This window comes from Mycobacterium sp. UM_CSW (genome assembly GCF_000455205.1).
GTDB lineage: Bacteria > Actinomycetota > Actinomycetes > Mycobacteriales > Mycobacteriaceae > Mycobacterium.
On the sequence record NZ_AUWQ01000017.1, the window covers coordinates 88,752 to 112,316 of the forward strand.

Annotated in this window: 22 protein-coding genes and 4 tRNA genes; 18 read left to right on the forward strand and 8 right to left on the reverse strand. The window is 63.8% G+C overall.

What is annotated here, in order from left to right; translation table 11 throughout:
* Positions 1–6 precede the first annotated feature (6 nt).
* Positions 7–642 (reverse strand): TetR/AcrR family transcriptional regulator, encoded by a 636-nt coding sequence (locus tag N415_RS07825; protein ID WP_014710941.1) that lies wholly within the window; start codon positions 640–642, stop codon positions 7–9.
* 796 nt (positions 643–1,438) lie between these two features.
* Here N415_RS07825 and N415_RS07830 point away from each other — a divergent pair.
* Together N415_RS07830 and N415_RS07835 are read left to right on the forward strand one after the other, a co-directional pair.
* Positions 1,439–4,525 (forward strand): MMPL family transporter, encoded by a 3,087-nt coding sequence (locus tag N415_RS07830; protein WP_024636820.1) that lies wholly within the window; start codon positions 1,439–1,441, stop codon positions 4,523–4,525.
* Positions 4,522–5,418 carry an alpha/beta hydrolase gene (locus N415_RS07835; protein ID WP_014710939.1) on the forward strand — a complete coding sequence of 299 codons (897 nt, stop codon included), beginning with the start codon at positions 4,522–4,524 and terminating at the stop codon, positions 5,416–5,418. The genes N415_RS07830 and N415_RS07835 overlap by 4 nt, the downstream gene beginning before the upstream one ends.
* 28 nt (positions 5,419–5,446) lie before the next feature.
* Here the strand turns inward: N415_RS07835 and N415_RS07840 are convergent, their stop codons facing one another.
* The gene (locus N415_RS07840; RefSeq protein WP_014710938.1) at positions 5,447–5,893 is read right to left on the reverse strand and encodes a DUF6188 family protein; all 447 of its coding nucleotides are present in this window, start codon (positions 5,891–5,893) and stop codon (positions 5,447–5,449) included.
* Positions 5,894–6,157: 264 nt separating this feature from the next.
* On the opposite strand from N415_RS07840, the gene N415_RS07845 reads away from it, so the two are divergent.
* The gene (locus tag N415_RS07845) at positions 6,158–7,726 is read left to right on the forward strand and encodes a hypothetical protein (protein WP_224097130.1); all 1,569 of its coding nucleotides are present in this window, start codon (positions 6,158–6,160) and stop codon (positions 7,724–7,726) included.
* Positions 7,727–7,733: 7 nt separating this feature from the next.
* Here N415_RS07845 and N415_RS07850 read toward each other — a convergent pair whose 3' ends face one another.
* Positions 7,734–8,165 carry an NUDIX hydrolase gene (locus N415_RS07850; protein WP_008263949.1) on the reverse strand — a complete coding sequence of 144 codons (432 nt, stop codon included), beginning with the start codon at positions 8,163–8,165 and terminating at the stop codon, positions 7,734–7,736.
* A gap of 79 nt (positions 8,166–8,244) precedes the next feature.
* Between N415_RS07850 and N415_RS07855 the strand changes: the two genes are divergently transcribed.
* From N415_RS07855 to N415_RS07870, 5 genes are all read left to right on the forward strand, one after another.
* Positions 8,245–9,039 carry a GntR family transcriptional regulator gene (locus N415_RS07855; protein ID WP_020821582.1) on the forward strand — a complete coding sequence of 265 codons (795 nt, stop codon included), beginning with the start codon at positions 8,245–8,247 and terminating at the stop codon, positions 9,037–9,039.
* A 99-nt stretch (positions 9,040–9,138) separates the two neighbouring features.
* Positions 9,139–9,561: a hypothetical protein gene (locus N415_RS07860; protein ID WP_008263947.1), complete on the forward strand. Its 423-nt coding sequence runs from the start codon at positions 9,139–9,141 to the stop codon at positions 9,559–9,561.
* The gene (locus N415_RS07865; RefSeq protein ID WP_020821580.1) at positions 9,558–10,904 is read left to right on the forward strand and encodes a hypothetical protein; all 1,347 of its coding nucleotides are present in this window, start codon (positions 9,558–9,560) and stop codon (positions 10,902–10,904) included. The genes N415_RS07860 and N415_RS07865 overlap by 4 nt, the downstream gene beginning before the upstream one ends.
* 10 nt (positions 10,905–10,914) lie before the next feature.
* A complete protein-coding gene (locus N415_RS32560; protein ID WP_008263943.1) occupies positions 10,915–11,148 on the forward strand; it encodes a helix-turn-helix domain-containing protein in 234 nt (77 codons plus the stop codon).
* Entirely contained in the window at positions 11,149–12,306 is a 1,158-nt protein-coding gene (locus N415_RS07870; RefSeq protein WP_008263933.1) for a site-specific integrase, read from the forward strand.
* A 32-nt stretch (positions 12,307–12,338) separates the two neighbouring features.
* Here the strand turns inward: N415_RS07870 and N415_RS07875 are convergent.
* The 3 genes from N415_RS07875 to N415_RS07885 all read right to left on the reverse strand — a co-directional run bounded on the left by N415_RS07875 (position 12,339) and on the right by N415_RS07885 (position 12,620).
* Positions 12,339–12,415: transfer RNA gene (locus tag N415_RS07875), tRNA-Phe, on the reverse strand.
* A gap of 26 nt (positions 12,416–12,441) precedes the next feature.
* Positions 12,442–12,518 (reverse strand) — tRNA-Asp (locus N415_RS07880).
* Positions 12,519–12,547: 29 nt separating this feature from the next.
* Positions 12,548–12,620 (reverse strand) — tRNA-Glu (locus N415_RS07885).
* Positions 12,621–12,755: 135 nt separating this feature from the next.
* On the opposite strand from N415_RS07885, the gene N415_RS07890 reads away from it, so the two are divergent.
* The 3 genes from N415_RS07890 (at position 12,756) to N415_RS07900 (ending at position 15,122) form a co-directional block, all read left to right on the forward strand.
* Positions 12,756–12,828, forward strand: a tRNA-Lys gene (locus tag N415_RS07890).
* Positions 12,829–12,941: 113 nt separating this feature from the next.
* Positions 12,942–14,129: an IS481 family transposase gene (locus N415_RS07895; protein ID WP_068179193.1), complete on the forward strand. Its 1,188-nt coding sequence runs from the start codon at positions 12,942–12,944 to the stop codon at positions 14,127–14,129.
* 183 nt (positions 14,130–14,312) lie between these two features.
* Positions 14,313–15,122, forward strand: a complete 810-nt coding sequence (locus tag N415_RS07900; RefSeq protein WP_068179196.1) for a TIGR04255 family protein — start codon at positions 14,313–14,315, stop codon at positions 15,120–15,122.
* Here N415_RS07900 and N415_RS07905 read toward each other — a convergent pair.
* On the reverse strand, positions 15,112–16,011 hold the full coding sequence (locus N415_RS07905; RefSeq protein WP_068179199.1) for a class I SAM-dependent methyltransferase: 900 nt from the start codon (positions 16,009–16,011) through the stop codon (positions 15,112–15,114). The genes N415_RS07900 and N415_RS07905 overlap by 11 nt on opposite strands.
* 93 nt (positions 16,012–16,104) lie before the next feature.
* On the opposite strand from N415_RS07905, the gene N415_RS07910 reads away from it, so the two are divergent.
* The 3 genes from N415_RS07910 to N415_RS30510 are packed head-to-tail and all read left to right on the forward strand — an operon-like array spanning position 16,105 to position 17,240.
* Positions 16,105–16,605, forward strand: a complete 501-nt coding sequence (locus N415_RS07910; protein ID WP_068179202.1) for a nucleoside deaminase — start codon at positions 16,105–16,107, stop codon at positions 16,603–16,605.
* Between the two features lie 18 nt (positions 16,606–16,623).
* Complete coding sequence (locus N415_RS07915) at positions 16,624–17,040, forward strand: metalloregulator ArsR/SmtB family transcription factor (RefSeq protein WP_068179206.1); 417 nt, start codon at positions 16,624–16,626, stop codon at positions 17,038–17,040.
* Positions 17,037–17,240, forward strand: a complete 204-nt coding sequence (locus N415_RS30510) for a zinc transporter Slc39a7 (RefSeq protein ID WP_081665111.1) — start codon at positions 17,037–17,039, stop codon at positions 17,238–17,240. Before N415_RS07915 ends, N415_RS30510 begins: the two co-directional genes overlap by 4 nt.
* 6 nt (positions 17,241–17,246) lie before the next feature.
* Here the strand turns inward: N415_RS30510 and N415_RS07920 are convergent, their stop codons facing one another.
* Positions 17,247–18,260, reverse strand: a complete 1,014-nt coding sequence (locus N415_RS07920; RefSeq protein WP_068179210.1) for an oxygenase MpaB family protein — start codon at positions 18,258–18,260, stop codon at positions 17,247–17,249.
* A gap of 67 nt (positions 18,261–18,327) precedes the next feature.
* Here N415_RS07920 and N415_RS07925 point away from each other — a divergent pair, with 67 nt between their 5' ends.
* From N415_RS07925 to N415_RS07940, 4 genes are all read left to right on the forward strand, one after another.
* Entirely contained in the window at positions 18,328–18,942 is a 615-nt protein-coding gene (locus N415_RS07925; RefSeq protein WP_068179215.1) for a TetR/AcrR family transcriptional regulator, read from the forward strand.
* A 132-nt stretch (positions 18,943–19,074) separates the two neighbouring features.
* The gene (locus tag N415_RS07930; protein WP_068111083.1) at positions 19,075–20,091 is read left to right on the forward strand and encodes an acyl-ACP desaturase; all 1,017 of its coding nucleotides are present in this window, start codon (positions 19,075–19,077) and stop codon (positions 20,089–20,091) included.
* A gap of 16 nt (positions 20,092–20,107) precedes the next feature.
* Positions 20,108–21,241, forward strand: coding sequence for a tRNA dihydrouridine synthase DusB (gene dusB / locus N415_RS07935; protein ID WP_068179219.1), 1,134 nt, complete (start codon positions 20,108–20,110; stop codon positions 21,239–21,241).
* A gap of 204 nt (positions 21,242–21,445) precedes the next feature.
* Positions 21,446–23,536, forward strand: coding sequence for an LCP family protein (locus N415_RS07940; RefSeq protein ID WP_068179222.1), 2,091 nt, complete (start codon positions 21,446–21,448; stop codon positions 23,534–23,536).
* Positions 23,537–23,565: the final 29 nt, after the last annotated feature.

Sequence of the window (23,565 nt, forward strand, 5' to 3'; positions counted from 1 at the left end):
GGATCACTACGATGCGGGCTCGTCGACCTTGCGGCGGTGCGCGGCGAGGAAGTCATCGACGATGCGCTCACAGTCTTGACGATCGATGGCACGCAGCCCGGTGAGGCGCGCGAAGGCGACCGGCCCCACGAGTTGGCACAGGATCAGCTCGGGGTCGAATTCATCGAGGTCGGCGCAGGCTTCGGGGCTTTGCAAAAGTAGATCGAACGGCTGGCGATACTGCTCGATGATCCGGGTCCGCAGCGCGTGCCGATCGTAGGTCTCCTGAGTGCTGTTTGATGTTGGGCCAAGCGCGACCCAAGCCAGTGTGGTGACGTGCAGCGGCGCCTCCTGGAACAGCGTGGCCTGTCGGCTCAACAGTTCGATGAGTTGGTCGCGCAACGATCCCGTCGCCGGCGGAAGGTGAACCTGCGGCAGCAGCCGTTCAAATGTGGCGGCCAGTAGTTGAGTGGAGCTGCTGAAGTGGCGATAGAGGGTCGTGCGCGCAACTTTAGAGGCCTTGGTGACCGCGTCTATGGTGACGGCTTCAATCCCGCCGGCGCTGAGGAGTTTGGTGGCTGCATCTAATAGCCGGGTCCGGGAGCGCACCAGGCGCGGATCGACATCGTCGTCGACCGGCATGTCAAAACCGTCGCGCTCCATATGGTCACCGTAAACCCTACGCATACCTGGCCCGCACCGAATCGCATCTGCATTGGCGATTGATCCAGCCACTACCCAACTAACGCTACTGTTGGTAGCATAGCGCTACCAATAGTACAGTTATTCGTAGGGGTTTGTGCGTAGTAGGGGGATTCGTGATCAGGCAACGGCTCGAACAACCCGTGGTCCAAAAGGCCACCAATGCACGGCTGGCATGTCGGTTCATGAGGCCATCCCACGAACCCTCCCAACTTGTGCGGCAGGGACTCGCACACGCCGAGGATGGCGTTCTGCGATGAATGCGCTGCTTGCGCTAACCAGGACCCAAGTGTGGATGAGTGCGGCTCGCGGTTTCAGGCTCAGCGGCCGCACCATTACCAGTGACATCCACCGAACGCCGCCGGACCAAGACCGCGTTCGTCCTCGGCATTACCCGCCTCGCTACTGCTCATACCTGGACGACAATTTGATGAACCGGGAAATGTACAACCACGTGCACGACGATCCCACCAGGCTAACTTCCCGGCTGGCTTTTCGTCTGCGGCGTTCATGAACCTTTCAGAATTTCGGCGACGGTGCGTCGTCACGGTCAATCAACCTGCGCGCCGAGGGGCACGTCGCGCCAGGCGCGAAATGCTGGTCCGTCGCCTGCGGGGTGCTCTCGGGCCAATCCAGGTGAGTAGTGCGGTAGCGGTCGACGGGTGCACGCCTGTCGCGGTTTCGGCGACGAAGCGAAAGGGTACTAGCGGTACTGTTCCGACACCGTTAGTTTCTTTTGGGATAACGGAGGTGGGGGATGGCGGACAACGGGTGGGTTTCCTCGGGGGTGGCGACGCTGAGTCGCCCAGTTCGGGAGCAACTTCGCAAGGTCGCGGCGGGCGAGGGCGCATACAGTGATCGACTAGCTCGCCTGGCGGGGTTCAGCATCCGACATAAGGTGCTGGTCATCGGGGCGTGGGTGGTGACCGCCGGCGTCCTGGCGATGCTGTTCCCCCAGCTGGAAACCGTTGTGAAACAGCAGTCGGTGAATCTGGTCCCCCCTGATGCTCCATCGCTGCAGACGGTTGACCGGATGGGCACGGCATTCGGCGAGCAGGGGTCCAAGACCACCGTCTTTGTTGCATTCGAGGACCCGACGGGCCTGACTGCGCCGGTGCGTCAGCGCTACAAAACGATGGTTTCGCGGTTGCGTGCCGACTCCCAGCACGTGCGACTGGTTCAGGATCTGTTAGCCGACCCCGTTACTGCGGGTCAGGCGATGAGCCAGGATGGCAAGGCGTGGTATGTGCCGGTCGGGGTAGCTGGCACGCTCGGCGATCCTAGAGCGGCGGAATCCGTTCGGGCGGTGCGCGCTATTGTCGCCGAGTCGTTTAGCGGTACGTCCACGATCGTTCGTGTAACCGGACCTCCCGCGACATTCAGCGATCTAATCGATTCGGCTGAGCAGGATTTGATTGGCATCTCCATCGTGACAGCCGGTCTGATCGCGGTGATTTTGCTGGTCATCTATCGGTCACTAGTTACCGCGTTGCTGCCATTGCTCGTGATCGGTGTGAGCCTGGCGGTCGGGCGCGGGGTGCTCTCGGCGCTGGGCGAATCAGGAATGCCGGTGTCGCAATTCACGATTGCGTTCATGACTGCCATCTTGTTGGGTGCCGGCACCGATTATTCCGTGTTTCTGATCAGCCGGTATCACGAGCAGCGCCGCCAGATGATTTCGGCTGACCTGGCTGTGATTAACGCAACCGCCACCATCGGGCGGGTGATCATGGCTTCCGCCGCGACTGTGGCGTTTGCGTTTCTATCCTTGGTCTTTGCGAAGCTGAGCGTATTTAGCGCATTAGGCCCGGCGTGCGCGATCGCTGTCTTTGTCGGAGTCGCAGCTACAGTAACGTTGTTTCCTCCGGTATTGGCGCTTGCCGCGAAACATGGCATTGGCGAACCCAAAGCTGACCGCACGCGCCGATACTGGAACTGGATCGCCGTGGCCGTGGTCCGCCGACCCGCCCCACTGCTGGCCGCCAGCCTGGCACTTGTATTAGGCCTCGCGGCTGTCGCGCTGACTATGCACATCAGCTACGACGATCGGCAAGGACAGCCGGCGACGACCACCAGCAATGAGGGCTATCGCTTGCTGGATAGGCATTTCCGCAAAGATATCGTCATCACACAGTTCATGGTCGTCGAATCACCCACAGATATGCGCACCAGTAAAGGCCTAGCCGACCTAGATGAAATGGCGTCTCGAGTGTCGCAATTGCCGGGCGTCACCAAGGTTTCCGGTGTCACTCGGCCCACCGGTGCACGCCTCGATCAGGCACAGCTCTCGTGGCAAAACGGCCAGATCGGCAACAAGATGGCCGGCGCGGTCGCCAAGGGAGACGCCCATAAGGACGACCTGGCCAAACTCACCAGTGGCGCCGACCAACTCGCCGGCGGCCTGGCGCAACTTGACACCACCCTGCGCACGGCATTGACACCGCTGACCGCGGTCCTTACCCAAGCCCAGTCCAGCGGATCGCAATTTCAACACTTTCGCCCTCTGCTGCAGCAACTTTCGGCTACCACACCAACCATCGATCAAGCGATCCGAACCGGGCCGGGACTGCGTCAAGAAGCTCAACAAGCCCAAAACGCGATCGCCACGATCGATCCGCTGGTTGGTGCGCTCAACACCTCCCCGTGGTGTGCCACCACACCCGAGTGTGCCCAGATCCGCGATCAGGTGCAGATTCTGGTGACCTTGCGCGATGGCGGCTTTTTCAGCCAGCTCGCCAACCTGGGCGACATGTACCAGCCGGGCAGCGACAATGCGGCGGGCACCGTAGCAGATCTGCAGAGCACGGTCACCTCGCTGAACAAGGCTTTCGGAGCACTCGGCGATCCCGCCGACATGGCCGGCAATATCCGCCGCCTCCAAAACGGCATCAGCCAGCTCGCGTCGGGTGCACAAGCCCTGGCCACCGGCGTGCACACCCTTGCCGACAGCAACATCGAAATGTTGTCCGGCATGAGTCAGGTCGCCACCCAATTACAAAATTCCGCGCGGTCCAGCGCCGGTTCGGACAACGCCAGCGGCTTTTACCTGCCCGCCAACACCTTCGAGAATCGCCAGTTCGCCGATGTGGCAAAACATTTTATGTCGGCCGATGGCAAGACCGCCCGCTTCGCGATCGAATCGAGCTACAACCCCTACAGCAGCCAAGCGATGGATCTCGCTCAGAAAATCACCGAAGTTGCCGGGGCCGCACGCCCGAACACCTCCCTGGCCAACGCCACGATATCGATGGCCGGTTTCCCCGCCGTCAACTCCGATATTCAGCGCCTGCTGTCGGCCGACTTTCATCTGCTGGCGATCGCCACGCTCGTCATCGTCGGAGTGATCCTTGTCCTTCTCCTGCGTGCCTTGCTGGCCCCGCTCTACCTCCTCGGTACGGTCGTACTCAACTATGGCGCGGCACTGGGCATTGGGACGCTCGTCTTCCAATACGGCCTGGGTAAGGAAATCGCCTGGCCCGTACCGCTTGTGGCGTTCATCATCCTGGTCGCCGTCGGCGCCGACTACAACATGCTGCTGATCTCGCGGTTACGCGAAGAATCCGCTCACAACATTCGCGTCGGCGTGCTACGCACGGTCGCAAACACCGGTTCAGTCATCACCTCAGCCGGGCTCATCTTCGCCGCGAGTATGTTCGGCCTGATGGTCGGCTCTGTCGGAATCATGATCCAAGTCGGATTCATCGTCGGCTGCGGCCTACTACTCGACACCTTCGTCGTTCGCACCCTCACGGTGCCCGCGATCGCTACGCTCCTGCGCGAGGCCAGCTGGTGGCCGCAACGGAAATCCTCGACTCACAACGGCCGACCACACCGGACCACATGACAATTGGCCGAGAGCGCATCCGCACCAGCGACGGGATCACTCTCGTGGCCGATTGCTACCGGCACGCCGCGACTCACCCCGTCGTGTTGCTGCTCCATGGCGGCGGCCAGAACCGTCACGCGTGGGCCACCACCGCCCGTCGACTCTATTCCCACGGCTACACCGTCGTCGCCTACGACACACGAGGTCACGGCGACAGCGACTGGGACCCGAGCGGACAATATGACATCGAACGGTTTGTGTCCGATCTGATCTCGGTACGAGGACACGTCAGCGCCGACAGTCCCCCCGCCGTCGTCGGCGCGTCGCTGGGTGGGCTGATCATCCTCGCTACCCATCTGCTGGCCCCACCCGACCTCTGGGCAGCCGTTGTCCTGGTCGACATCACCCCGCGAATGGAATTTCATGGGGCCCGTCGCATCCTGTCATTCATGGCCGGACACCCCGACGGATTCGGCACGCTCAATGATGCCGCCGATGTCATCGCCGAATACAACCCACGCCGCGCGCGACCCGAAAATCTCGACGGCCTGCACAAGGTTCTGCGCCAACGTAGCGATGGCCGATGGATCTGGCGCTGGGACCCGGCCTTCATCAGCTCCAACTTCGATGTCCTCCAAGGCAATCTCATGACGGGCAGCGAGGAGTTCGACGCCATCAGCGGATTCCTCGCCGAAGGAGCACGTCGAATCACGGCCCCAACGCTGTTGGTACGCGGGGCACTTTCAGACGTAGTCTCCCAGGAAACCGTCAGCGAATTCCGCCAGCTCGTCAGGCACGCCGAAACGACGGACGTCACCGGCACCGGTCACATGGTTGCCGGCGACAACAACGACGCGTTCACCGCCGCGGTTACCGACTTCCTCGACCGCGCCATGAGGACCCTGACATAAGCATCCAGCGAGTCTTCAGCCACCCGGGCTACTGATGTGCCATGGCTTTGGGTTGTGTTGCGTCTGAGTCATTCTCGTCGACAGGAAGGTCGTGCCGAATCGCTCGGACGCGACCTCGCGGCAGACACGCCACGTATCCGTGACACTTGCCATAGAGTTCCCACGAGGTCGCCGCTACATCCGGGTCGACGTCGATGCGGTGGCCGGGGGAGAAACAGAGATGTAAGGCCCCGTCGTCGTCGCACCAGGCGCGCGTGCAGATCGCTCCGGCAAGGTCCAACAGTGGCCGCTCCTCGGGCGAAAGGTTGATGGGGTCGATCAACACTTCATCCGACGGCCAGGCTCCTGCCGGCGGGAGGGTCAGTCGCAGCGGTCGGGAAATCACCAATTCGTTGTAACCGTCGAGGTCGAGTATGAGCCCTTCGTGCAGCGAGACTCGCTGAACGGTGCATTGCTCAATCCATTGCGTGTGCATAACCGCCCCCTTCGACGCGTCGGTGAGTCCCATCTATGCTACCGATAGTAGCGCAACGATACTATTAGTATTCCTATGCGCTATCGCGGGCGTTCCATGCATCAAGAATGCGCTGCAAACCTCGATCAATGCGCTCGCGCGCCTCCCCTGCCGTGCGGCTCTGGTGTGGCTGCGGTCGGTTGACCTGCCGTATGCATGCAGTCGTCGGAATGCGAACACTACGGACCGATCTGAGTTGTCATCCCCAAGTGCGACCATCCCAATATGGCGATCACCATCCCATCCGGCCGGCCCAACTGGCGCTTCATGCGCTACGTTCGGCCGCCGACGAGAGACTCGAAGTTGGAGCCTCTGTACCCATTGAGGCCGGCAACGCGCCCGGTGCGGCTGGGCATTGATGTCGGGACCATCGCGGAGCCGCCGGAGGAGGGCTACATCACCGGGTTCCTGACGCGCGACGAGATCGAGGTGCACCTATTGATCCCGGCGGCAACGGAAGCTCCGAGCGGGTGGACCGAGTTGCTCGATGAACCGCCTTGCCACACCGTCAATTTCACGAACGTAGCTGACGCAGGCAAGTTCTGCGACGCGGCCGAGTTCTCCGTCAGCACCGCTCGTGGCGAGAGCTACCGTGCCTGGTCCAAGGCTCGGTTCTTCGCCGCGTACCAGCAGCTCGATGAGCACGATGCGCCGGACGGCCTCCCCCCGTTGACGCTCGATCAGCGACATCGTGCAGCTGCCTATGCTGCCGCCGCCGGGGCTGTTGGCATCGATGCCATCGTCACCACCGCCCCCACTGCGGGACGAACAGATGTCGCCGACAACGATGTGGTCGTCAGCGTGACACCCGACGCGGCTGTACCACTCATCGGTCACTACTTGCGGGTGACTAGCAATCCGGTTGTGACGGTCGAGCGCGGCATGTTGGTGGGTGGCGGAAGCTGGGAGACGACGGAGTCGACTGCGACCATCGTCAATCTTTACGACTGGGGCACGGTCAGCGGATTGCCATACTTCGATGCCGCTTCAATGTTTGCGGCTGCCGCTAAAGGTGGACCTGAGGCCGCAGAGGCATTCACGTCGGTTCGCATCCGCCTGAGACGTGCAGCGCGCGCGTTCGACGATCTGCTGGCCGCGCTGTCGAACCCGCTGGACGGGAAGCGGAACGAAGATGTTGCCGAGGCTACCGCTGAAGCTTTTGACCGTGAATTACTCTATCTTGCAGCAGTTTTCGATATTTTCGGGCGTGCTTACCAAGCGATGGTCGACCCGTCAGTTGATCGGAAAAAGGCTCGGGGATCACTCGACTCGCGGACCTTCATCGACAAGGAAGTGCGAACGCAGTACGACCAGTCACTTTTGGGTGACGTGACGCGCCTGCGGGTGTATGCGTGGCTCTGCAAGCAGTTGAGGAATCACATCCACGATGGCGTTCTTGCCGTCGACACCCACCCTGGCCGCAGCTACGGCAACACGATGAACGTGGCGCTGAATCTCAGTGTGATTCCCGAGTTAGCCCTCGGTGCCGACAATGAGATGACTCAGCACCACTACGACGCGCTGGGAGTGTGGCAGACCGAACCTGTTTCGCCCTTTACCGGTTCGTCAATGGTGGCCGACCTTGCGACAACCGGTTTCACCCTCATCCGAGCGGCGCTCGAGTACATCGAAGCGTTCACGAAACTTATCGTCCGGAACAAACCGGCGAATGCGCCGTCGTCTAGTGCGTTCCTGGGATGCGTGCAGGCTCGTCCGGGCGAGGTCGAGCCAGCGCCCCCAAAGCGAGCAGTGTTCTATCAAGCACTGTTCGGATTACATCCGGACAGCGTGTAGTGGACCCCTAGCAGCCCGACACGAGGTTGACGCCGTCATGGACCCGCGAATGAGTTTCTTCGTCGAACGCGTCCAGTACACGCACCGCGAATGCAGGATTCATCGCTGACTGAACTTCCTCCCTTGTCATCCAACGAACCTCGCGGGCTTCCGCAGTGGGGTGAGTGTCCCCATCGGCCGGATGGCAGCGGTAGACCAGAGCGACAATCCCATGGGTCAGGTTCTTGTAAACGCCGGTGAGACGTTCTACCTTCACCGTCAATCCGGTTTCCTCAAGGACTTCGCGCCGAACACCGTCCTCAAAAGATTCGCCTAGTTCGAGTACACCACCAGGGGCTTCCCAGTGGCCGTTGTCGTCCCGCCTGATCACGAGAACGCGATCATCGTCACGCACTACGATGCCGGCGACACTGACCGAGTGCTTAGGCGAGGTTGCCATTTCTGGGGTCCTCCTTGTTCGATGCCGGCAGAAGAGACACGGGTTGACTGGCTTCCTAGACTAGTCGTCTAGACATGTGATGGAAGGCCAGCGGGTGCTGCAACTTGGACAAATCGACAGAGCCGATGACAAGCCGCCATATCGGCAGATCGCGGGCATGTTGCGAGAAGCGATCCGTTCCAACCGGCTAGCTCCCGGGGAACGACTGCCGTCTGAGACGGAACTTATCGAGCATTTCGGTGTGGCACGCATGACGGTAAGACAAGCTGTGCAGGAGCTTCGTTCCGAGGGACTGGTCGTCTCGCAGCATGGCCGCGGGGTGTTTATTCGCCCGACGCCCCCCATCCGCCGGCTCGCGTCGGATCGATTCGCGCGACAGCATCGCGCGGCAGGCAAGGCGGCGTTTACCGTCGAGGCCGAGAAATCGGGTTACTCGCCGCAAGTCGACAATATTGCGGTGAGCCGCGAGAAGCCGAATTCGTTTGTAGCGGAACGACTTCGATTATCACCGGACGATGACATCGTCGTGCGATCGCGCCGCTACCTGGCGAATGGCCGACCGGTTGAAACGGCGGTCTCCTTCATCCCGGCTGCTTTCGCCGAAGGCACGAGGATCGAGCAGGTGGACACTGGGCCCGGGGGCATCTACGCCCGACTGGAAGAGAATGGCCACGTACTCGGTCACTTCACCGAGGAGGTCGCAGCCCGAATGCCCACTCCCGAAGAACGGCGGCAACTGGAACTCGAACCAGGCGTTCCCGTATTGACAGTGCTGCGAACCGCATATGACGCGAATGACGTGGCGGTTGAGGTCTGCGACACGGTGAAAGTTGCTTCCGCCTACCTGCTCGAATACGAGTTCCCGGCCCGCTGAGCCCAAAGTCTTCGATCAACTGGGCGTCGACCGTTGCACTCCTCTAGACGACTATGTAACCTCAACTTGTCTAGAGCAGTTCTCATGAAAGGTCGACAAATGTCTGTGCCGAAATGGCTCAAGGTGTCACACCAGCAGGTTTTCCCACGCAAAGCGTTTGTGGTGTCCGACGTGACGGCGGTGATCGATTACGAGCGGTCGACGAAGGACAACAAGGTCCAGGCGACTGATCGAGAATCAGGCGCTCCGTTGTGGCAGGTCGAAGTCCTCGACGGCGACCCGACAGCTAGTAAGCGAGCGCGCACTCTCACCGTCAAGTTCGCAACGCCCAAGCAGCCTGTGTGCCCACCGAACACTGCCGGAATGCCCTTCACACCAGTGATTTTCGAGGAACTATACATATTGCCGTACGTAGACCGTTCGAGCGAATCCGGCCGCATCGCGTGGTCGTTTCGGGCCTCGGGTATGACTGCGGACACCGGCAAGGCGGGGTCCTCAGCGGGAGACCGGGTGTCAGCATGAGTCCGTACGACCCCGTAGTACCTAGCGATCCGTATTCGATTCCAGATCCCGACGCCGGCATCGACTTCTTTGACCTCACGCACCTGCTGGCGGTCGGCGCCATGTGGCTCATTGCGGTGATCGGCGTGGTCGCCGTTTCGCTCGTCGTTTGGAGAGTGCGTTCCCCCGCCACATTTGGGCGTTATGTTGCAACACCAGCATGTCGGGCCCGATGGCTGATCTGGGCATCGATCTCCTGGCCACGGGTTGCCAAGGCCTGCGGGTTGTCGACTCCCGAGCACGTCACACGCACGGACGCACAGGGCAAGAGCAGGACGAGGACAGTTTGGACTCATCCTCGCCTTCTCGGGGTGAGCATGTTCGGCGACTGCCTACGGATGACAGTCCGAACACGGACCGGCCAGACGGTGGACGACCTCGAAAACGCGGTCCCCGCAATTCGTGACGCTGTCGGGGCGCATTCCGCCCGCTCGACACTGATCGGCCCCGGCACGGTTCGCGTGGAATTCGTTATGAAACAATGCCTTTCAGAGGCAGAGACCGCTGCATTCCCAACCAGCGTCGAGCCGACGGGCGTCGAGGTCGGCCGGCGTGAGAATGGGTCGGCATGGACTCTGCGCGTCGCCGGCCTGCACACCCTCACTGTTGGGTGCTCGGGTGCGGGCAAGGGCTCCGTTTTTTGGGGCATTGCAGGCGGATTAGGCCCAGCCATCAAGGCGGGAACCGTGCGGCTGTTCGCCGTGGATCTCAAGTACGGGATCGAAGTGTCAGTCGGGTCTGCACTATTCAGCGGCATTGCGACGACCGAGGCCAACGCCGCGAGACTGCTGACCAACTTGGAGGAGCTACTAGACAGCCGCGGTCGCAGGATGGCCGGCCGAGCGCGTTCGCACACACCGAGCACCGCCGAACCGCTCGTCGTGCTGCTCATCGATGAATTCGCGGGCTTGACCGCATACATGACGGACGCGGCACTGAGGAAGCAAGTTGCGGGCTCACTCTCACGCATCCTGACAAAGGGTAGGGCTGTAGGCATCGTGGTCGCCGCATTCATGCAGGACCCTCGCAAGGAGATTCTGCCCATGCGCGGGTTGTTCACCCAAACCGTCGCACTGCGGCTGCGCTCACGCGACGAAGTCGCCATGGTCTTGGGTGACGGCCTCGCCGACGCCGCCCCCGCGCATCGGATCAACCCAAATGAGCCTGGTACCGGATACGTCATCGCCGAAGACGGGTCAACGATGCGAGTACGCGCCGACTTCTGGCCCGATTCGCTAATCCGTTCTGTCGCACAAGAATACGGGCCTACAAGCTCAAGTCGCGCTGGTTCAGCAGAGAACTGAGGACATCGGCATGACAACCCTCGGCATCAAAACCAGCGCCACCGCGACAGCGACCTTTCCAGAGCTTCTAACAGCGGAGCAGGTGGCCGAGCTGCTTGGCGTGTCCGCTGCGACGGTGAGTCGATGGGGCGCATTGCGCGAACACGGCGCAGACGTGGGACCGCCCTGCTACACGCTATCTGATCGCGTAAGACGTTGGGACGCAGCTGAAGTCCGCGCATGGCTTCGTAAGGTGCGTCGCTAAGTGGCCGGATCGGTCCCGCGCGGTATCCGAAAGCGGATCAATTCGGCCGGTCTGCCGCGCTATCAAGTGCGCTACCTGGTGCGTGATTCAGACTCCCCGTCGGGATGGGCTGAGACGTCGTCGACGTTCGCCACCTTGCGAGAAGCGCGGGCATTCAAGGCCGACCGGGATGGCGAAGCGGCGATCGGCGCCAGACGCTTCGACCCCCGACTTGGCCGGGCCAAACTCGCCGCTGTCTGGACGCAATACAGCGCGTTGAAACGCCCCGCAGTGTCGCCCAAGACCTGGAGCGGCTACACCCAGCATTGGGAACTACGCATCAGTCCGCGTTTCGGCCACGTCCCGGTTGATGAAATCAGCCGAAAGGATATACAGCAATTCATCGATTCCATGACCGTCGGTCCCTGGGCCAAACTCGCCACGCTGCGGCTGCTGCGGTCGATTCTCGACATGGCGCGCGAGGACGGTCGAATCCACAGCAACCCGGCTGACGGGGTGTCATCCGGGCGGATACCCACCCGAGAACGCCACCGCTATCTGACCGCCACCGAAGTCGCCGCCCTGGCAGCCGCATGCGGCGACCACGGCGACGTGGTGATCATCCTCGCCTTCACCGGCCTGCGCTGGTCCGAACTCGTCGGCCTGCGGGTCGGCGACATCGACCTAACTGCGCGTCGGCTCTATGTCCGCCAGGCCGCGCCAGAAGTGGAAGGCCGGATCATCGTCGGGCCGCCAAAAACTCGCGCCGCCGCCCGAACCGTCCCACTCCCCCAAATCGTCATCGACGCGCTCAAACCAAGGATCGATAATCGCGCGCCCACAGAACATGCAATCACCTCGCCAAATGGCGGGTTCCTCAGATCAAACAACTGGCGCCGGCATACCGACTGGAACGAAGCCCTAAAGAAAACCGGACTGGTGCCGCTGACGATTCACGACCTGCGCCACACCTACGCCAGCCTGGCCCGGGCCTCCGGCGCCGACCTCCGCTACGTCCAGAAGACGATGGGGCACTCGACGCCGACCGTCACCGCGAACATCTACAGCGACCTCTATTCAGACGAACTCGACCACGTAGCCACGAATCTCGACCGGCTTCAGGACGTCGCCAAAAACCGGGCGAACGGACAGGAACCGGACACACCGAACCATCCATAGAGTGCCATCACCGCGTCCGTGCAGCTCAAGACTGGTGGCCAGGGGCGGGATCGAACCGCCGACCTTCCGCTTTTCAGGCGGACGCTCGTACCGACTGAGCTACCTGGCCGGAAGGCATTGAGTGCCTCGCCGTGTTGGCGACCCTGACGGGACTCGAACCCGCGACCTCCGCCGTGACAGGGCGGCGCGCTAACCAACTGCGCCACAGGGCCTCGCTCTTGCTCCGCGTCTCCGCGTCGCGTACCCCCAACGGGATTCGAACCCGTGCTACCGCCGTGAAAGGGCGGCGTCCTAGGCCACTAGACGATGGGGGCCAGAACCGAATCACTTCGGGGGCACTCGCAACGCAGTTACCGTTGGGAGCCAAGCAAGCTTAGGTCACCACGGGCCCAATCCTCAAACGAGCGGCGTTCGCGCGACGTCGGCAACCCAGTATCCTGAACGTTCGCGCCCCTATAGCTCAGTTGGTAGAGCTACGGACTTTTAATCCGCAGGTCCTAGGTTCGAGTCCTAGTGGGGGCACTGACCAGCTGTATTACCTCGGCTGATGGTTGATATTTTGTCTTCGGGTGATGCCTGACAGTGTTTCGGCTGATGCTTGACAGTTACTTCGGCTGATCCTTGACACTCCCTGGATGAGGGAGTTGAGCGTGGCCGAGCAGCGGTATCTGGCCGTGTTGGCGGTGATCAGCGACGGGTTGTCGATTTCGCAGGTCGCCGAGAAAGTTGGGGTATCGCGGCAGACGCTGCATACCTGGTTGGCCCGCTATGAGGCGTCGGGCCTTGAGGGGCTGGTGGACCGGTCGCATCGGCCGGTGTGCTGTCCGCATCAGATGCCGGTCGCGGTGGAAGCCGCCTTGTTGGAGTTGCGCCGGTCGCGGCCGTATTGGGGGCCGCGGCGGTTGGTGTTCGAGCTGGCCAAGCGTAAGGTGAGGCCGCTGCCCTCGGAATCCGCCGCCTATCGTGCCTTGGTGCGCGCGTGCATGATCGATCCGAGCACGCGGGATCGGCGCTCGCGCAAGTGGAAACGCTGGGAACGCGGCACCCCGATGGAGCTGTGGCAGATGGACATCGTCGGTGGATTCCCACTGGCGGATGGCACCAGCGCCAAGGCTCTGACCGGAATCGATGACCATTCCCGGATGTGTGTCTGTGCCCGGCTGATGGCTCGCGAGCGCACCCGCGCGGTCTGCGACGGGCTGCGGGCGGCGTTGGCGAGCTATGGGGCGCCCCAGCAGATCCTGACCGATAACGGCCGGGTGTTCACCGGCCGGTTTAACCATCCGCCGGTGGAGGTGCTCTTCGACGCGATCTGCCGGCAAAACGGCATCGAGCACTTGTTGACCCAACCCAGAAGCCCGACGACGACGGGCAAGATCGAGCGGTTCCACCGCAGCATGCGCGCCGAATTCCTCAGCAACAAACCAGCTTTCACTAATCTGAAGACGGCCCAGCAAGCCCTCGACGAATGGGTGGACTACTACAACAGCACCCGCCCGCATCAGTCCCTGGACATGGCCACACCCGCCCAACGGTTCACCCCCGCCACCGCAACACCGGCACTGCCCACCAGCGCGCCGCCCGGCGCCGAGCGTGCCGGTGATAACTGGGTCAGCCGCCGGGTCTGCGCCAACGGCATCGTGTGCGTGTCCTGGCAGCAGGTCAGCGTCGGACGCCACTACGCCGGAGCCCGCTGCGATGTCCACGTCGACGGTGAACTACTGCGGTTTTGGATCGGCGACGATCTGGTCAAAACCGCCGCCCGCACCAGCCGCGGCACGGTACGAAATAAACGGGCCCTACGCACCAGCGCACAGGCCTAACCACAACATGAGTGTCAAGGATCAACCGACATAGAAACGTCAAGCATCAACCGACTCTGAACAGGGGCACTGACCAGCGCTTATTACCCGCGAGACGCCCGGCGGCGCCGCGGCCGATCTGCGGGGCTCACCGCCCCGGCCGACACGCGGTATGCCCCGGTTTAACCGCCGGACGGCATGACTATGCTCGGCGATATGAGTGTCGATGCGGCCTACCCAAACGCGCCAGTAGCGCTGGTAACCATGGAAATCCGTCACCCGGCAACGGATTCCCTCACGGAGTCATCGAGCGGGGAACTCAGGCGTCTGCTCGCGGATCTGCTTCCCATCGAACGCCAGGCGCAGGACGTGGCCTGGGCGATGGGCGCCGGCGGACAACCGCAACCGGCCGCCGAGCGGTTCGTCCGTTACGTCAACCGCGACAACACCCTCGCCGCCTCGATGAAGGCCCAGGCGGTGGTGATCGAGACCACCGCGTACAGCAACTTCGAGGCGCTGCTTGACCTGGTGATGCGCGTCATCGACGCCCGCGCGCAGTTCTCGCCGATCGTCGGGGTGGAACGTCTCGGCCTGCGCTACGTTCTCGAGATCCGGGTCCCGCAGGGTGTGGATGGCCGCATCGAATGGAGCAACTGGATCGCCGAGCCGCTGCTCGGGCCGCAGCGCATCGCGCCCGCCGGCCTGACCCTGACCGAATGGCAGGGCGCGGCGGTCTACCGCGAAGCGCAGCCGGGCAAGTCGATGATCGTGCGCTACGGCCCGGGCGTGGGTCAGGCGCTGGACGCGAGCTATCACCTGCGCCGGACCATGCCGGCCCAGCAGGGACCGTTCTTCCTGATGGACATCGACAGCTTCTGGACTCCGCTGGGATCTATCCCCGAATACGACCGGAACACGGTGCTGGTCACCTTCCAGGACCTGTACGACCCGGCTCGCACGGTGTTCCAGGAGATGCTCACCAACCGCCTGAAGGACGACCTGCTCAGCCGCTGAGCGTCGCGCTGCTGTAAGTCACGTCGCCGAAGGCCTCGGCGAGTTCGTCGTCGGGATAGACGAAGCCATTGGCCGCATGCAACTCCTTCGTGGTTTGCGATGACGTCCGCCAGCCGCGCTGGTTCAGGTGGTCCAGGATGTGGCTGCGGTGGCCGTGGTAGACGAGTTCGTTGAAATCGATCTCAAAGCCGAGTTCGCTCATCCGGTCGTGGTGCGCGCGCCACCGCTCGTCGGCGAAAATGGTTGTGTCGGGCACGAATTCGAAAGCCAGACGGCTGCCGGGGGCGCTCAACGCGGTGATGTTGTCGAACAGCGCGTCCTGTGCCTCGTCGGGCAGATATACCAATAGGCCCTCGGCGCTCCACGCCGCGGGAGCCTGCGGATCGAAGCCGGCCGCCCGCAGCGCGGCGGCCCAGTCGTGGCGCAGGTCGATGGCGACGGTGCGCCGCTCGGCGGTCGGCTCGGCGCCGAGGTCGTGCAGCGTCGACGTCTTGAACTCGATCACCTCCGGCATGTCGACCTCGTAGACGACGGTGCCCGCCGGCCAGGGCAGGCGGTATGCGCGCGCGTCAAGTCCCGACGCGAGGATGACGACCTGGTTGACGCCGCTTTGCGCGGCGTCGAGGAAGAACCGGTCGTAGAACCTGGTGCGGCAGGCCATCGCGCGGGCCATGCGCTGCGGGTCGAACTCGGAGTCCGTGCCGACCGGGATCTCGCCGTTCACCAGCCGCACGTAGACGTCGATGCCGACGGCACGCACCAGCGGCGCCGCGTACGGGTCGTCGATCAACTTCTCATCGGTCGACAGCGCCCGCTGGGCGGCGACCATCGTCGCCGTCGCCCCGACGCTCGTCGCCAAGTCCCAACGATCACGATCGGTGCGCGCCATGGAATTCCCTCGTCCCCAAGCCGAAAAATATAGACAATCTAGTTAGTATCACAGCGCTGATCGCCTACCCGCTCGGGACTACCCTGCGTACCTGTGACGGACTTCGCGCAACGGACGATCGAGCTTGCCCGCCAGAACGTCGCCGAGGGCGGTCGCCCGTTCGCCACGGTGATCGTCAACGACGGCCAGGTCCTCGCCGAGAGCGCCAACAAGGTGGCCCAAACGCATGATCCGACCGCGCACGCGGAAATCTTGGCGATCCGGGAGGCGTGCATGCGACTCGGCACCGAGCACCTGGTCGACAGCACCATCTATGTGCTGGCCCACCCGTGCCCGATGTGCCTGGGCTCGCTGTATTACTGCTCGCCCCGCGAAGTCGTCTTCCTCACCACGCGCGAGGCCTACGAGCAGTACTACCTCGACGACCGGAAGTACTTCGAAGTCGCCACCTTCTACGACGAATTCGCCAAGGCCTGGGACCACCGTCGGCTGCCGATGCGCTACCAACCCGAAGAAGCCGCGGTGGATGTTTACCGGTTCTGGAACGAGCGCAACGGCGGGCAACGCCAGTCGACGGTCGTCCCGCCGGGGTGAAGCGGCTACTATCTGCGTATGCATGCAGATAGTAGCGAAGGCCGCTTGCCCGATGACCAAGCCAGCCTGGTCGTCGAGGTTTTTCGGATGCTTGCCGACGCCACCCGCGTGCAGGTGCTTTGGTCGCTGACCAACCGCGAGATGTCGGTCAACGAACTGGCCGAACACGTGGGAAAGCCAGCGCCATCGGTTTCCCAGCACCTGGCCAAGCTGCGGATGGCGCGGTTGGTCCAGACGCGTCGCGAGGGAACCACCATCTTCTACAGCCTGGAGAACGACCACGTCCGCCAACTCGTCATTGATGCGGTCCGCAACGCGGAGCACGCCGGTCCGGGCGTGCCGCCCCATCACCGGGGCGAGAGCGCGCTGAAGGCCGTGTCCTCGGCGAACGGCCCTGAACGACAAACCGTTTCACACTCGGAAGGTAAACGATGACCGAACAGCACACCCATGACGCGCCGCACGCGCACGAGCACCGCCACGCCGACGGCACTCACTCACACGCGCACACCACCCACGAGCATGACCATGTCACACACGAACATGCCCACACCCACGACGACGGAACCGAACACACTCATCAGCACGTGCACCAGTCCGACCTCGAAGGGTCGCACAGCCACGCTCACGACTAGCGGAAGCTAGGAGACGTTCGGGCAGTAATGCTTCGGATTGTCGCGCTCGTCCAACGGCGGCAGGTTGCGCGCCGGCGTCTGCACCAGCGGTGTGTCGCAAGGGATTCGGCCGATCGCGCGATCCCAGCCGGCGCGCGCCCGCGGGTGTTTGCGGTATCGCGTTGGCACGCAGGCAAAGACGAGGCGAACGAGGTCGCCGAATCGGCGGTGCAGCCATTCGTCGCGACGCGACCACCGATACCCCATCAGCGCGCGCACCGGCGGATCGTAGAGGCCGACAGTGAGCCAGACGAAGAACGGGGCCATCAGTTTGCGCTGCGCGACCCATAGCCAATCCGGAAGCCATTGGGCGAAAGGCGGTTTGGCCAGCTCCGTCAGATCGAGGACGGCGCGGGCCGCGTAGTTATCCTCTAACACGTTGCGGCACATGTGATCCCAGTACTCCTGGAACTCTTCCCAGGACGCCGGAACCGGCCGCATGCTCATGCCGTACATGCGATACCACTCGACATGTTCGTCGAAGAGCTGGCGCCGCTGCGCGTCGGTCAGCCCCCCGCAAAACCGCTCTGCCACATGGATTGTGCCGACGAAGAAGGTGGCGTGCGCCCAATAGAAGACGTCCGGGTTCAGCGCGTGGTAGCGGCGGCCCTGTTCGTCGACACCCTTGATGTCGGTGTGATAGTCGCGCACCTCGGCACCGGTGCCCGGGGCGCGCTCGCCGTCGAAGACGACACCGCCAATCGGGTACAGCGAGCGCAGCAGGCGTGGCCAACGCTCCCGGAAGAACGTCGAGTGGTCGATGACCGCCGCGCCGAGTTGCGGATGCATGTTCTGCATGGATCCCGCCCAGGGGCCCTGCAACATGCCGCGCCAGTCGCCGAAGTACCGCCAGGTCAATGAATCGGGGCCGAGCGGGGCGGGTGGCGAGGCGTAGCCCAGCGGCGACACCGGGCACCCGCCGGCCACGCCGTCGGGGGCGTCGCTGTTCAGCGGCCGCGCTGCGGACGTATGTTGGGTCACTATTAGATCCCTGTAAGTATCGGCAATTCTGACTACAAGCGTTGTCACTTTAGAGCTTAGGAGCGATGTGCAGACGGGTCAACGACGGGGTCGTTGGACCGGCGTTCCCCTAGAGAGCCGCCTCGCGCTGCGCCGCGACAATCTCATCACCGCCGGCGTGCAGCTGCTCGGCAGCGACAGCGGCCCCGCGCTGACGGTCCGTGCGGTGTGCCGGAAAGCCGCGCTCACCGAACGCTACTTCTACGAAAGCTTCTCCGATCGCGACGAATTCGTGCGCGCCGTCTATGACGACGTCTGCGCGCGGGCGATGGACACGCTGGTTTCCGCGAAGACGCCGCGCGAGGCCGTCGAACAATTCGTCGAGCTCATGGTCGACGATCCCGTCCGGGGAAGGGTGCTGTTGCTGGCCCCCGCGGTGGAGCCGGTATTGACCCGGTCGGGTGCGGAGTGGATGCCCAACTTCATCGACCTGCTGCAACGCAAGCTGTCGCGCATCGGCGATCCGGTGCTGCAGAAGATGATCGCCACCAGCCTGGTGGGCGGGCTGACGAGCCTATTCACCGCCTACCTCAACGGCCAGCTCGGGGCCACCCGCAAGCAGTTCATCGACTATTGCGTCAACATGCTCTTCAACGCGGCGGCGCCCTACGTACCCCCCGCCGAGCAGGGCAAATCCGAGTAGCGGTTTCGCCCACACCCCGCAGCGGTTAGCCCCTCGAAAACTGTCGTATGCCGCGCCGCGGAGGAACTTGATGCTACCGGGGGACACAGATATATTGACTGCTACCCGCAGACACAGATAACTGGAGGGGCCATGTCAGCGGAGCTGACTGACTTACAGCTTTTGCATGAACTCGAACCGGTCGTGGAGAAGTACCTCAACCGGCATCTGAGCGTGCACAAGCCCTGGAACCCGCACGACTACATCCCGTGGTCGGACGGCAAGAACTACTACGCGCTGGGCGGACAGGACTGGCACCCCGAGGAGAGCAAGCTGTCCGACGTCGCGCAGGTTGCGATGGTGCAGAACCTGGTCACCGAGGACAACCTGCCGTCGTACCACCGCGAGATCGCGATGAACATGGGCATGGACGGCGCCTGGGGCCAGTGGGTCAACCGGTGGACCGCCGAGGAGAACCGCCACGGCATCGCGCTGCGCGACTATCTCGTGGTGACCCGCGCGGTGGACCCCGTCGAGCTGGAGCTGCTGCGCCTCGAGGTGGTCAACCGGGGCTTCAGCCCGGGCCAGAACCACCAGGGCGAGTACTTCGCCGAGACCCTCACCCACTCCGTCTTGTACGTCAGTTTCCAGGAACTGGCCACCCGGATTTCGCACCGCAACACCGGCAAGGCCTGCAACGATCCCGTCGCCGAGCAGCTGATGGCCAAGATCTCGGCCGACGAGAACCTGCACATGATCTTCTACCGCGACGTCAGCGAGGCCGCGTTCGAGCTCGCCCCCAACACGGCGATGAAGGCGCTGCACCTGATCCTGCGGAACTTCCAGATGCCCGGCTTCCAGGTGCCCGAGTTCCGGCGCAAGGCCGTGATCATCGCGATGGGCGGCGTTTACGACCCGCGTATCCACCTCGACGACGTCGTCATGCCGATTCTGAAGAAGTGGCGCATCTTCGAGCGCGAGGACTTCACCGGCGAGGCGGCCGAATTGCGTGACGACCTCGGTGTGCTGATCAAGGAACTCGAGGCGTCCTGCGACAAGTTCGAGGTGTCCAAGCAGCGCCAGCTCGACCGCGAGGCCCGTACCGGCAAGAAGACCACCGCCTACGAGCTGCACAAGACCGCCGGCAAGCTCGCCATGAGTCGTCGGTGACCATTCGGTAGACGCCTTGCGTATCGGTCCGATCACGCTCGCCAGCCCGGTGGTGCTGGCCCCGATGGCGGGCGTAACAAACGTCGCGTTCCGGACTCTGTGCCGTGAGCTGGAGCTATCCAAGGTCGGCACGGTCAGCGGGCTGTACGTCTGCGAGATGGTGACCGCGCGCGCCCTGGTGGAGCGGCATCCGGCCACGATGCACATGACGACGTTCGCGCCCGACGAGTCGCCACGCTCGCTGCAGCTCTACACCGTCGACCCCGCGACCACGTACGCGGCCGCAAGGATGATCGCGGACGAAGGTCTGGCCGACCACATCGACATGAACTTCGGCTGCCCGGTGCCCAAGGTCACCAAGCGGGGCGGCGGGGCCGCGCTGCCGTTCAAGCGGCGGCTGTTCGGCCAGATCGTGGCCGCGGCCGTGCGGGCCACCGAGGGCACCCGCATTCCGGTGACCGTGAAGTTCCGCATCGGCATCGACGATGAGCACCACACCCACCTGGACGCCGGCCGCATCGCCGAGGCCGAGGGCGCGGCCGCGGTCGCGTTGCACGCCCGCACGGCGGCGCAGCGCTACTCGGGGACGGCCGACTGGGACCAGATCGCCCTTCTCAAGCAGCAGGTACGGACCATCCCGGTGCTCGGCAACGGCGACATCTACGACGCCAGCGACGCGCTGGCGATGATGGCCAGCACGGGATGCGACGGCGTGGTCATCGGTCGCGGTTGCCTGGGCCGGCCCTGGCTCTTCGCCGAGTTGTCGGCCGCGTTCACCGGCACCCCGGCCCCGACGCCGCCCACCCTGGGCGAGGTCGCCGACATCGTGCGCCGGCACGGCCGGCTGCTGGCCACGCATTTCGGCGAGGACAAGGGCATGCGCGACATCCGCAAGCACGTCGCCTGGTACCTGCATGGCTTTCCCGCCGGATCGGAGTTGCGGCGGGCACTGGCGATGGTCACGACGTTGGATGAGCTCGACGCTCTGCTCGACCGGTTGGACCGCACCGTCCCGTTTCCGGACGCCGCGTGCGGCCCTCGTGGCCGGCAGGGTTCACCGGCCCGGGTGGCCCTTCCCGAGGACTGGCTGACCGACCCCGACGACTGCACGGTGCCCGCGGGGGCGGATGTGATGCACTCGGGTGGCTAAGCGTTAACACGCTCGAAATCGCGTCCGCGCCGATAACTCAGTACGATGTGGACCTTGCTGCATTGCGCTTCGGTGGGGGTCGGTTGCGTGCCGCCGCGGGAGCGTGAGAACACCGCGTGACCACGGGTGGCGCGGGTCGCGGCGCTGATGACTAGTCCCGGCGTCGCATCGGAGTTGCATCAGAGTTTTGGAGGCCGATAGGACATGGGTGATGGCGGCACTGACGCCACTCGTGGCCATCGGCGCACCCCGCAGCCGACGCCGGGAGCCGCCCCGTGGGAGCGGTTCGCGCAACCACCGTCCGATCACAGCGTCCACCGCTGGCTGACCGAGCCGGCCGCGGACGAGCCCGTCGAGGCCGTCGAGCCCGTCGAGCCGCCCGTCGAGACCGAAAAGGGCGGGTGCCACACCGACGGCGGGCTCACCGTCGCCGAGCTGATCGCCAAGGTCGGGGCCCCGAGCACCAGCCGGCGCAGTCGCCACCGCGTCGTGCCCGACCCCGAGCCTCCCGAGCCCGAGCCCGACCCGCCGATCGACCTGCAGGAAACGCAGGTGATCGACGCCCCGGCCTATCTGCTCGACCCGCCGTCGGAGCTGCCCGACCTCGGGACAGCCGACTACGCGGATTACGACGAGTTCGAGCCCGACGAGCCCGAGGGCGGCCCGGCACCCGAGGTGGGGTCTGCGAACCGCGAGCCGAAGGCCAAGCGACGGCGGCGCCCGATATTGCTGGCCGCGCGCTCGATGGCGGCGTTCTCGGCCGTGCTGGCGCTGGTCCTGACCGGCGGGGCGTGGCAGTGGAGCGCGTCGAAGAATAACCGCCTCAACATCATCAACGCACTGGACCCGAATTCGAGCGACATCCGCGACCCCGGCGGCCAGTACGGCGACGAGGACTTCTTGATCGTCGGGATGGACTCCCGCTCTGGGGAGAACGCCAACATGGGCGCCGGGGACACCGAGGACGCCGGCGGGGCGCGGTCGGACACCGTGATGCTGGTCAACATTCCCGCCAACCGCAAACGCGTGGTGGCGGTGTCGTTCCCCCGCGACCTCGCGATCACTCCGATGCAATGCGAGGCGTGGAACCCAGACACCGGCAAGTACGGACCCCTGTACGACCAGAAGACCAAGACCTGGGGTCCGAAGATGGTTTACACGGAGACCAAGCTGAACTCGACCTTCGCCTTCGGCGGCCCGAAGTGTCTGGTCAAGGAGATTCAGAAGCTGTCCGGCCTGAGCATCAACCACTTCATCGGCGTCGACTTCGCCGGCTTCGCCAAGATGGTCGACGCCCTCGGCGGAATCGAAGTATGCAGCAGCACACCGATTCACGACTACGAACTGGGCACCGTCCTCGAGCACGGGGGACGCCAAGTGCTCGACGGGTCGACGGCGCTGAACTACGTGCGGGCCCGCCAGGTCACCACCGAGACCAACGGTGACTACGGCCGCATCAAGCGCCAACAGCTGTTCCTGTCATCGTTGTTGCGCTCGCTGATCTCCGAGGACACGTTGCTCGACCTCAACAAGCTCAACAACGTCGTCAACATGGTCATCAACGACACCTACGTGGACAACGTCAAGACCAAGGACCTGGTCCAGCTCGGCCAGTCGTTGCAAGGCATGGCGGCCGGGCACATGACGTTTGTCACCGTGCCCACCGGCGTGACGGACCAGAACGGCGACGAGCCGCCGCGGATGGCCGACATGCGTGCGCTTTTCGACGCGATCATCAACGACGACCCGCTCCCCGAGGAAAACGACCAGAACGCACTGAATTTGGGGAAGTCGTCCGCGCAGGGGTCCGGCTCGGGCTCAACCAAGGCCCCGACCACCAAAAAGGCGCCCAGCCCCACCGCGGCCCCGGAGGCCCAACACCAGCAGGTGACGACGACCTCACCGCAAGACGTCACGGTCCGGGTATCGAACGCCACCACGCAGAGCGGGTTGGCCGCCACCGCGACCAGCCAGCTGAAGCGGAACGGGTTCAACGTGATGACGCCGGATGACTATCCCAGTTCGGTGAACACGACGACCGTGTTGTTCTCGCCCGGCAACGAGCAGGCCGCGGCCACGGTCGCCTCGTCGTTCGCCAACGCGAAGGTCCAGCGGGTGTCGGGCTACGGGCAAGTCATCCAGGTGGTGCTGGGGCCGGACTTCAACTCCGTCGCCACTCCCGCGCCCAGCGGCTCGTCGATCAGCATGCAGATCGAACGCGGGTCCGGCAACACCCCGACCAAGCTGCCCGACGACCTGACGGTGACCAACGCGGCCGACACCACCTGCGAGTAAAGAATTTTGGCGCTACCGCGTCACCCGTT

Excerpts from the sequence above, each read along its gene's own strand:
- N415_RS07825 (WP_014710941.1), bottom strand. The coding sequence starts at position 642 with ATGGAGCGCGACGGTTTTGACATGCCGGTCGACGACGATGTCGATCCG.
- N415_RS07830 (WP_024636820.1), top strand. The coding sequence starts at position 1,439 with ATGGCGGACAACGGGTGGGTTTCCTCGGGGGTGGCGACGCTGAGTCGC.
- N415_RS07835 (WP_014710939.1), top strand. The coding sequence starts at position 4,522 with ATGACAATTGGCCGAGAGCGCATCCGCACCAGCGACGGGATCACTCTC.
- N415_RS07840 (WP_014710938.1), bottom strand. The coding sequence starts at position 5,893 with ATGCACACGCAATGGATTGAGCAATGCACCGTTCAGCGAGTCTCGCTG.
- N415_RS07845 (WP_224097130.1), top strand. The coding sequence starts at position 6,158 with ATGGCGATCACCATCCCATCCGGCCGGCCCAACTGGCGCTTCATGCGC.
- N415_RS07850 (WP_008263949.1), bottom strand. The coding sequence starts at position 8,165 with ATGGCAACCTCGCCTAAGCACTCGGTCAGTGTCGCCGGCATCGTAGTG.
- N415_RS07855 (WP_020821582.1), top strand. The coding sequence starts at position 8,245 with ATGGAAGGCCAGCGGGTGCTGCAACTTGGACAAATCGACAGAGCCGAT.
- N415_RS07860 (WP_008263947.1), top strand. The coding sequence starts at position 9,139 with ATGTCTGTGCCGAAATGGCTCAAGGTGTCACACCAGCAGGTTTTCCCA.
- N415_RS07865 (WP_020821580.1), top strand. The coding sequence starts at position 9,558 with ATGAGTCCGTACGACCCCGTAGTACCTAGCGATCCGTATTCGATTCCA.
- N415_RS32560 (WP_008263943.1), top strand. The coding sequence starts at position 10,915 with ATGACAACCCTCGGCATCAAAACCAGCGCCACCGCGACAGCGACCTTT.
- N415_RS07895 (WP_068179193.1), top strand. The coding sequence starts at position 12,942 with ATGAGGGAGTTGAGCGTGGCCGAGCAGCGGTATCTGGCCGTGTTGGCG.
- N415_RS07900 (WP_068179196.1), top strand. The coding sequence starts at position 14,313 with ATGCTCGGCGATATGAGTGTCGATGCGGCCTACCCAAACGCGCCAGTA.
- N415_RS07905 (WP_068179199.1), bottom strand. The coding sequence starts at position 16,011 with ATGGCGCGCACCGATCGTGATCGTTGGGACTTGGCGACGAGCGTCGGG.
- N415_RS07915 (WP_068179206.1), top strand. The coding sequence starts at position 16,624 with ATGCATGCAGATAGTAGCGAAGGCCGCTTGCCCGATGACCAAGCCAGC.
- N415_RS30510 (WP_081665111.1), top strand. The coding sequence starts at position 17,037 with ATGACCGAACAGCACACCCATGACGCGCCGCACGCGCACGAGCACCGC.
- N415_RS07930 (WP_068111083.1), top strand. The coding sequence starts at position 19,075 with ATGTCAGCGGAGCTGACTGACTTACAGCTTTTGCATGAACTCGAACCG.
- N415_RS07940 (WP_068179222.1), top strand. The coding sequence starts at position 21,446 with ATGGGTGATGGCGGCACTGACGCCACTCGTGGCCATCGGCGCACCCCG.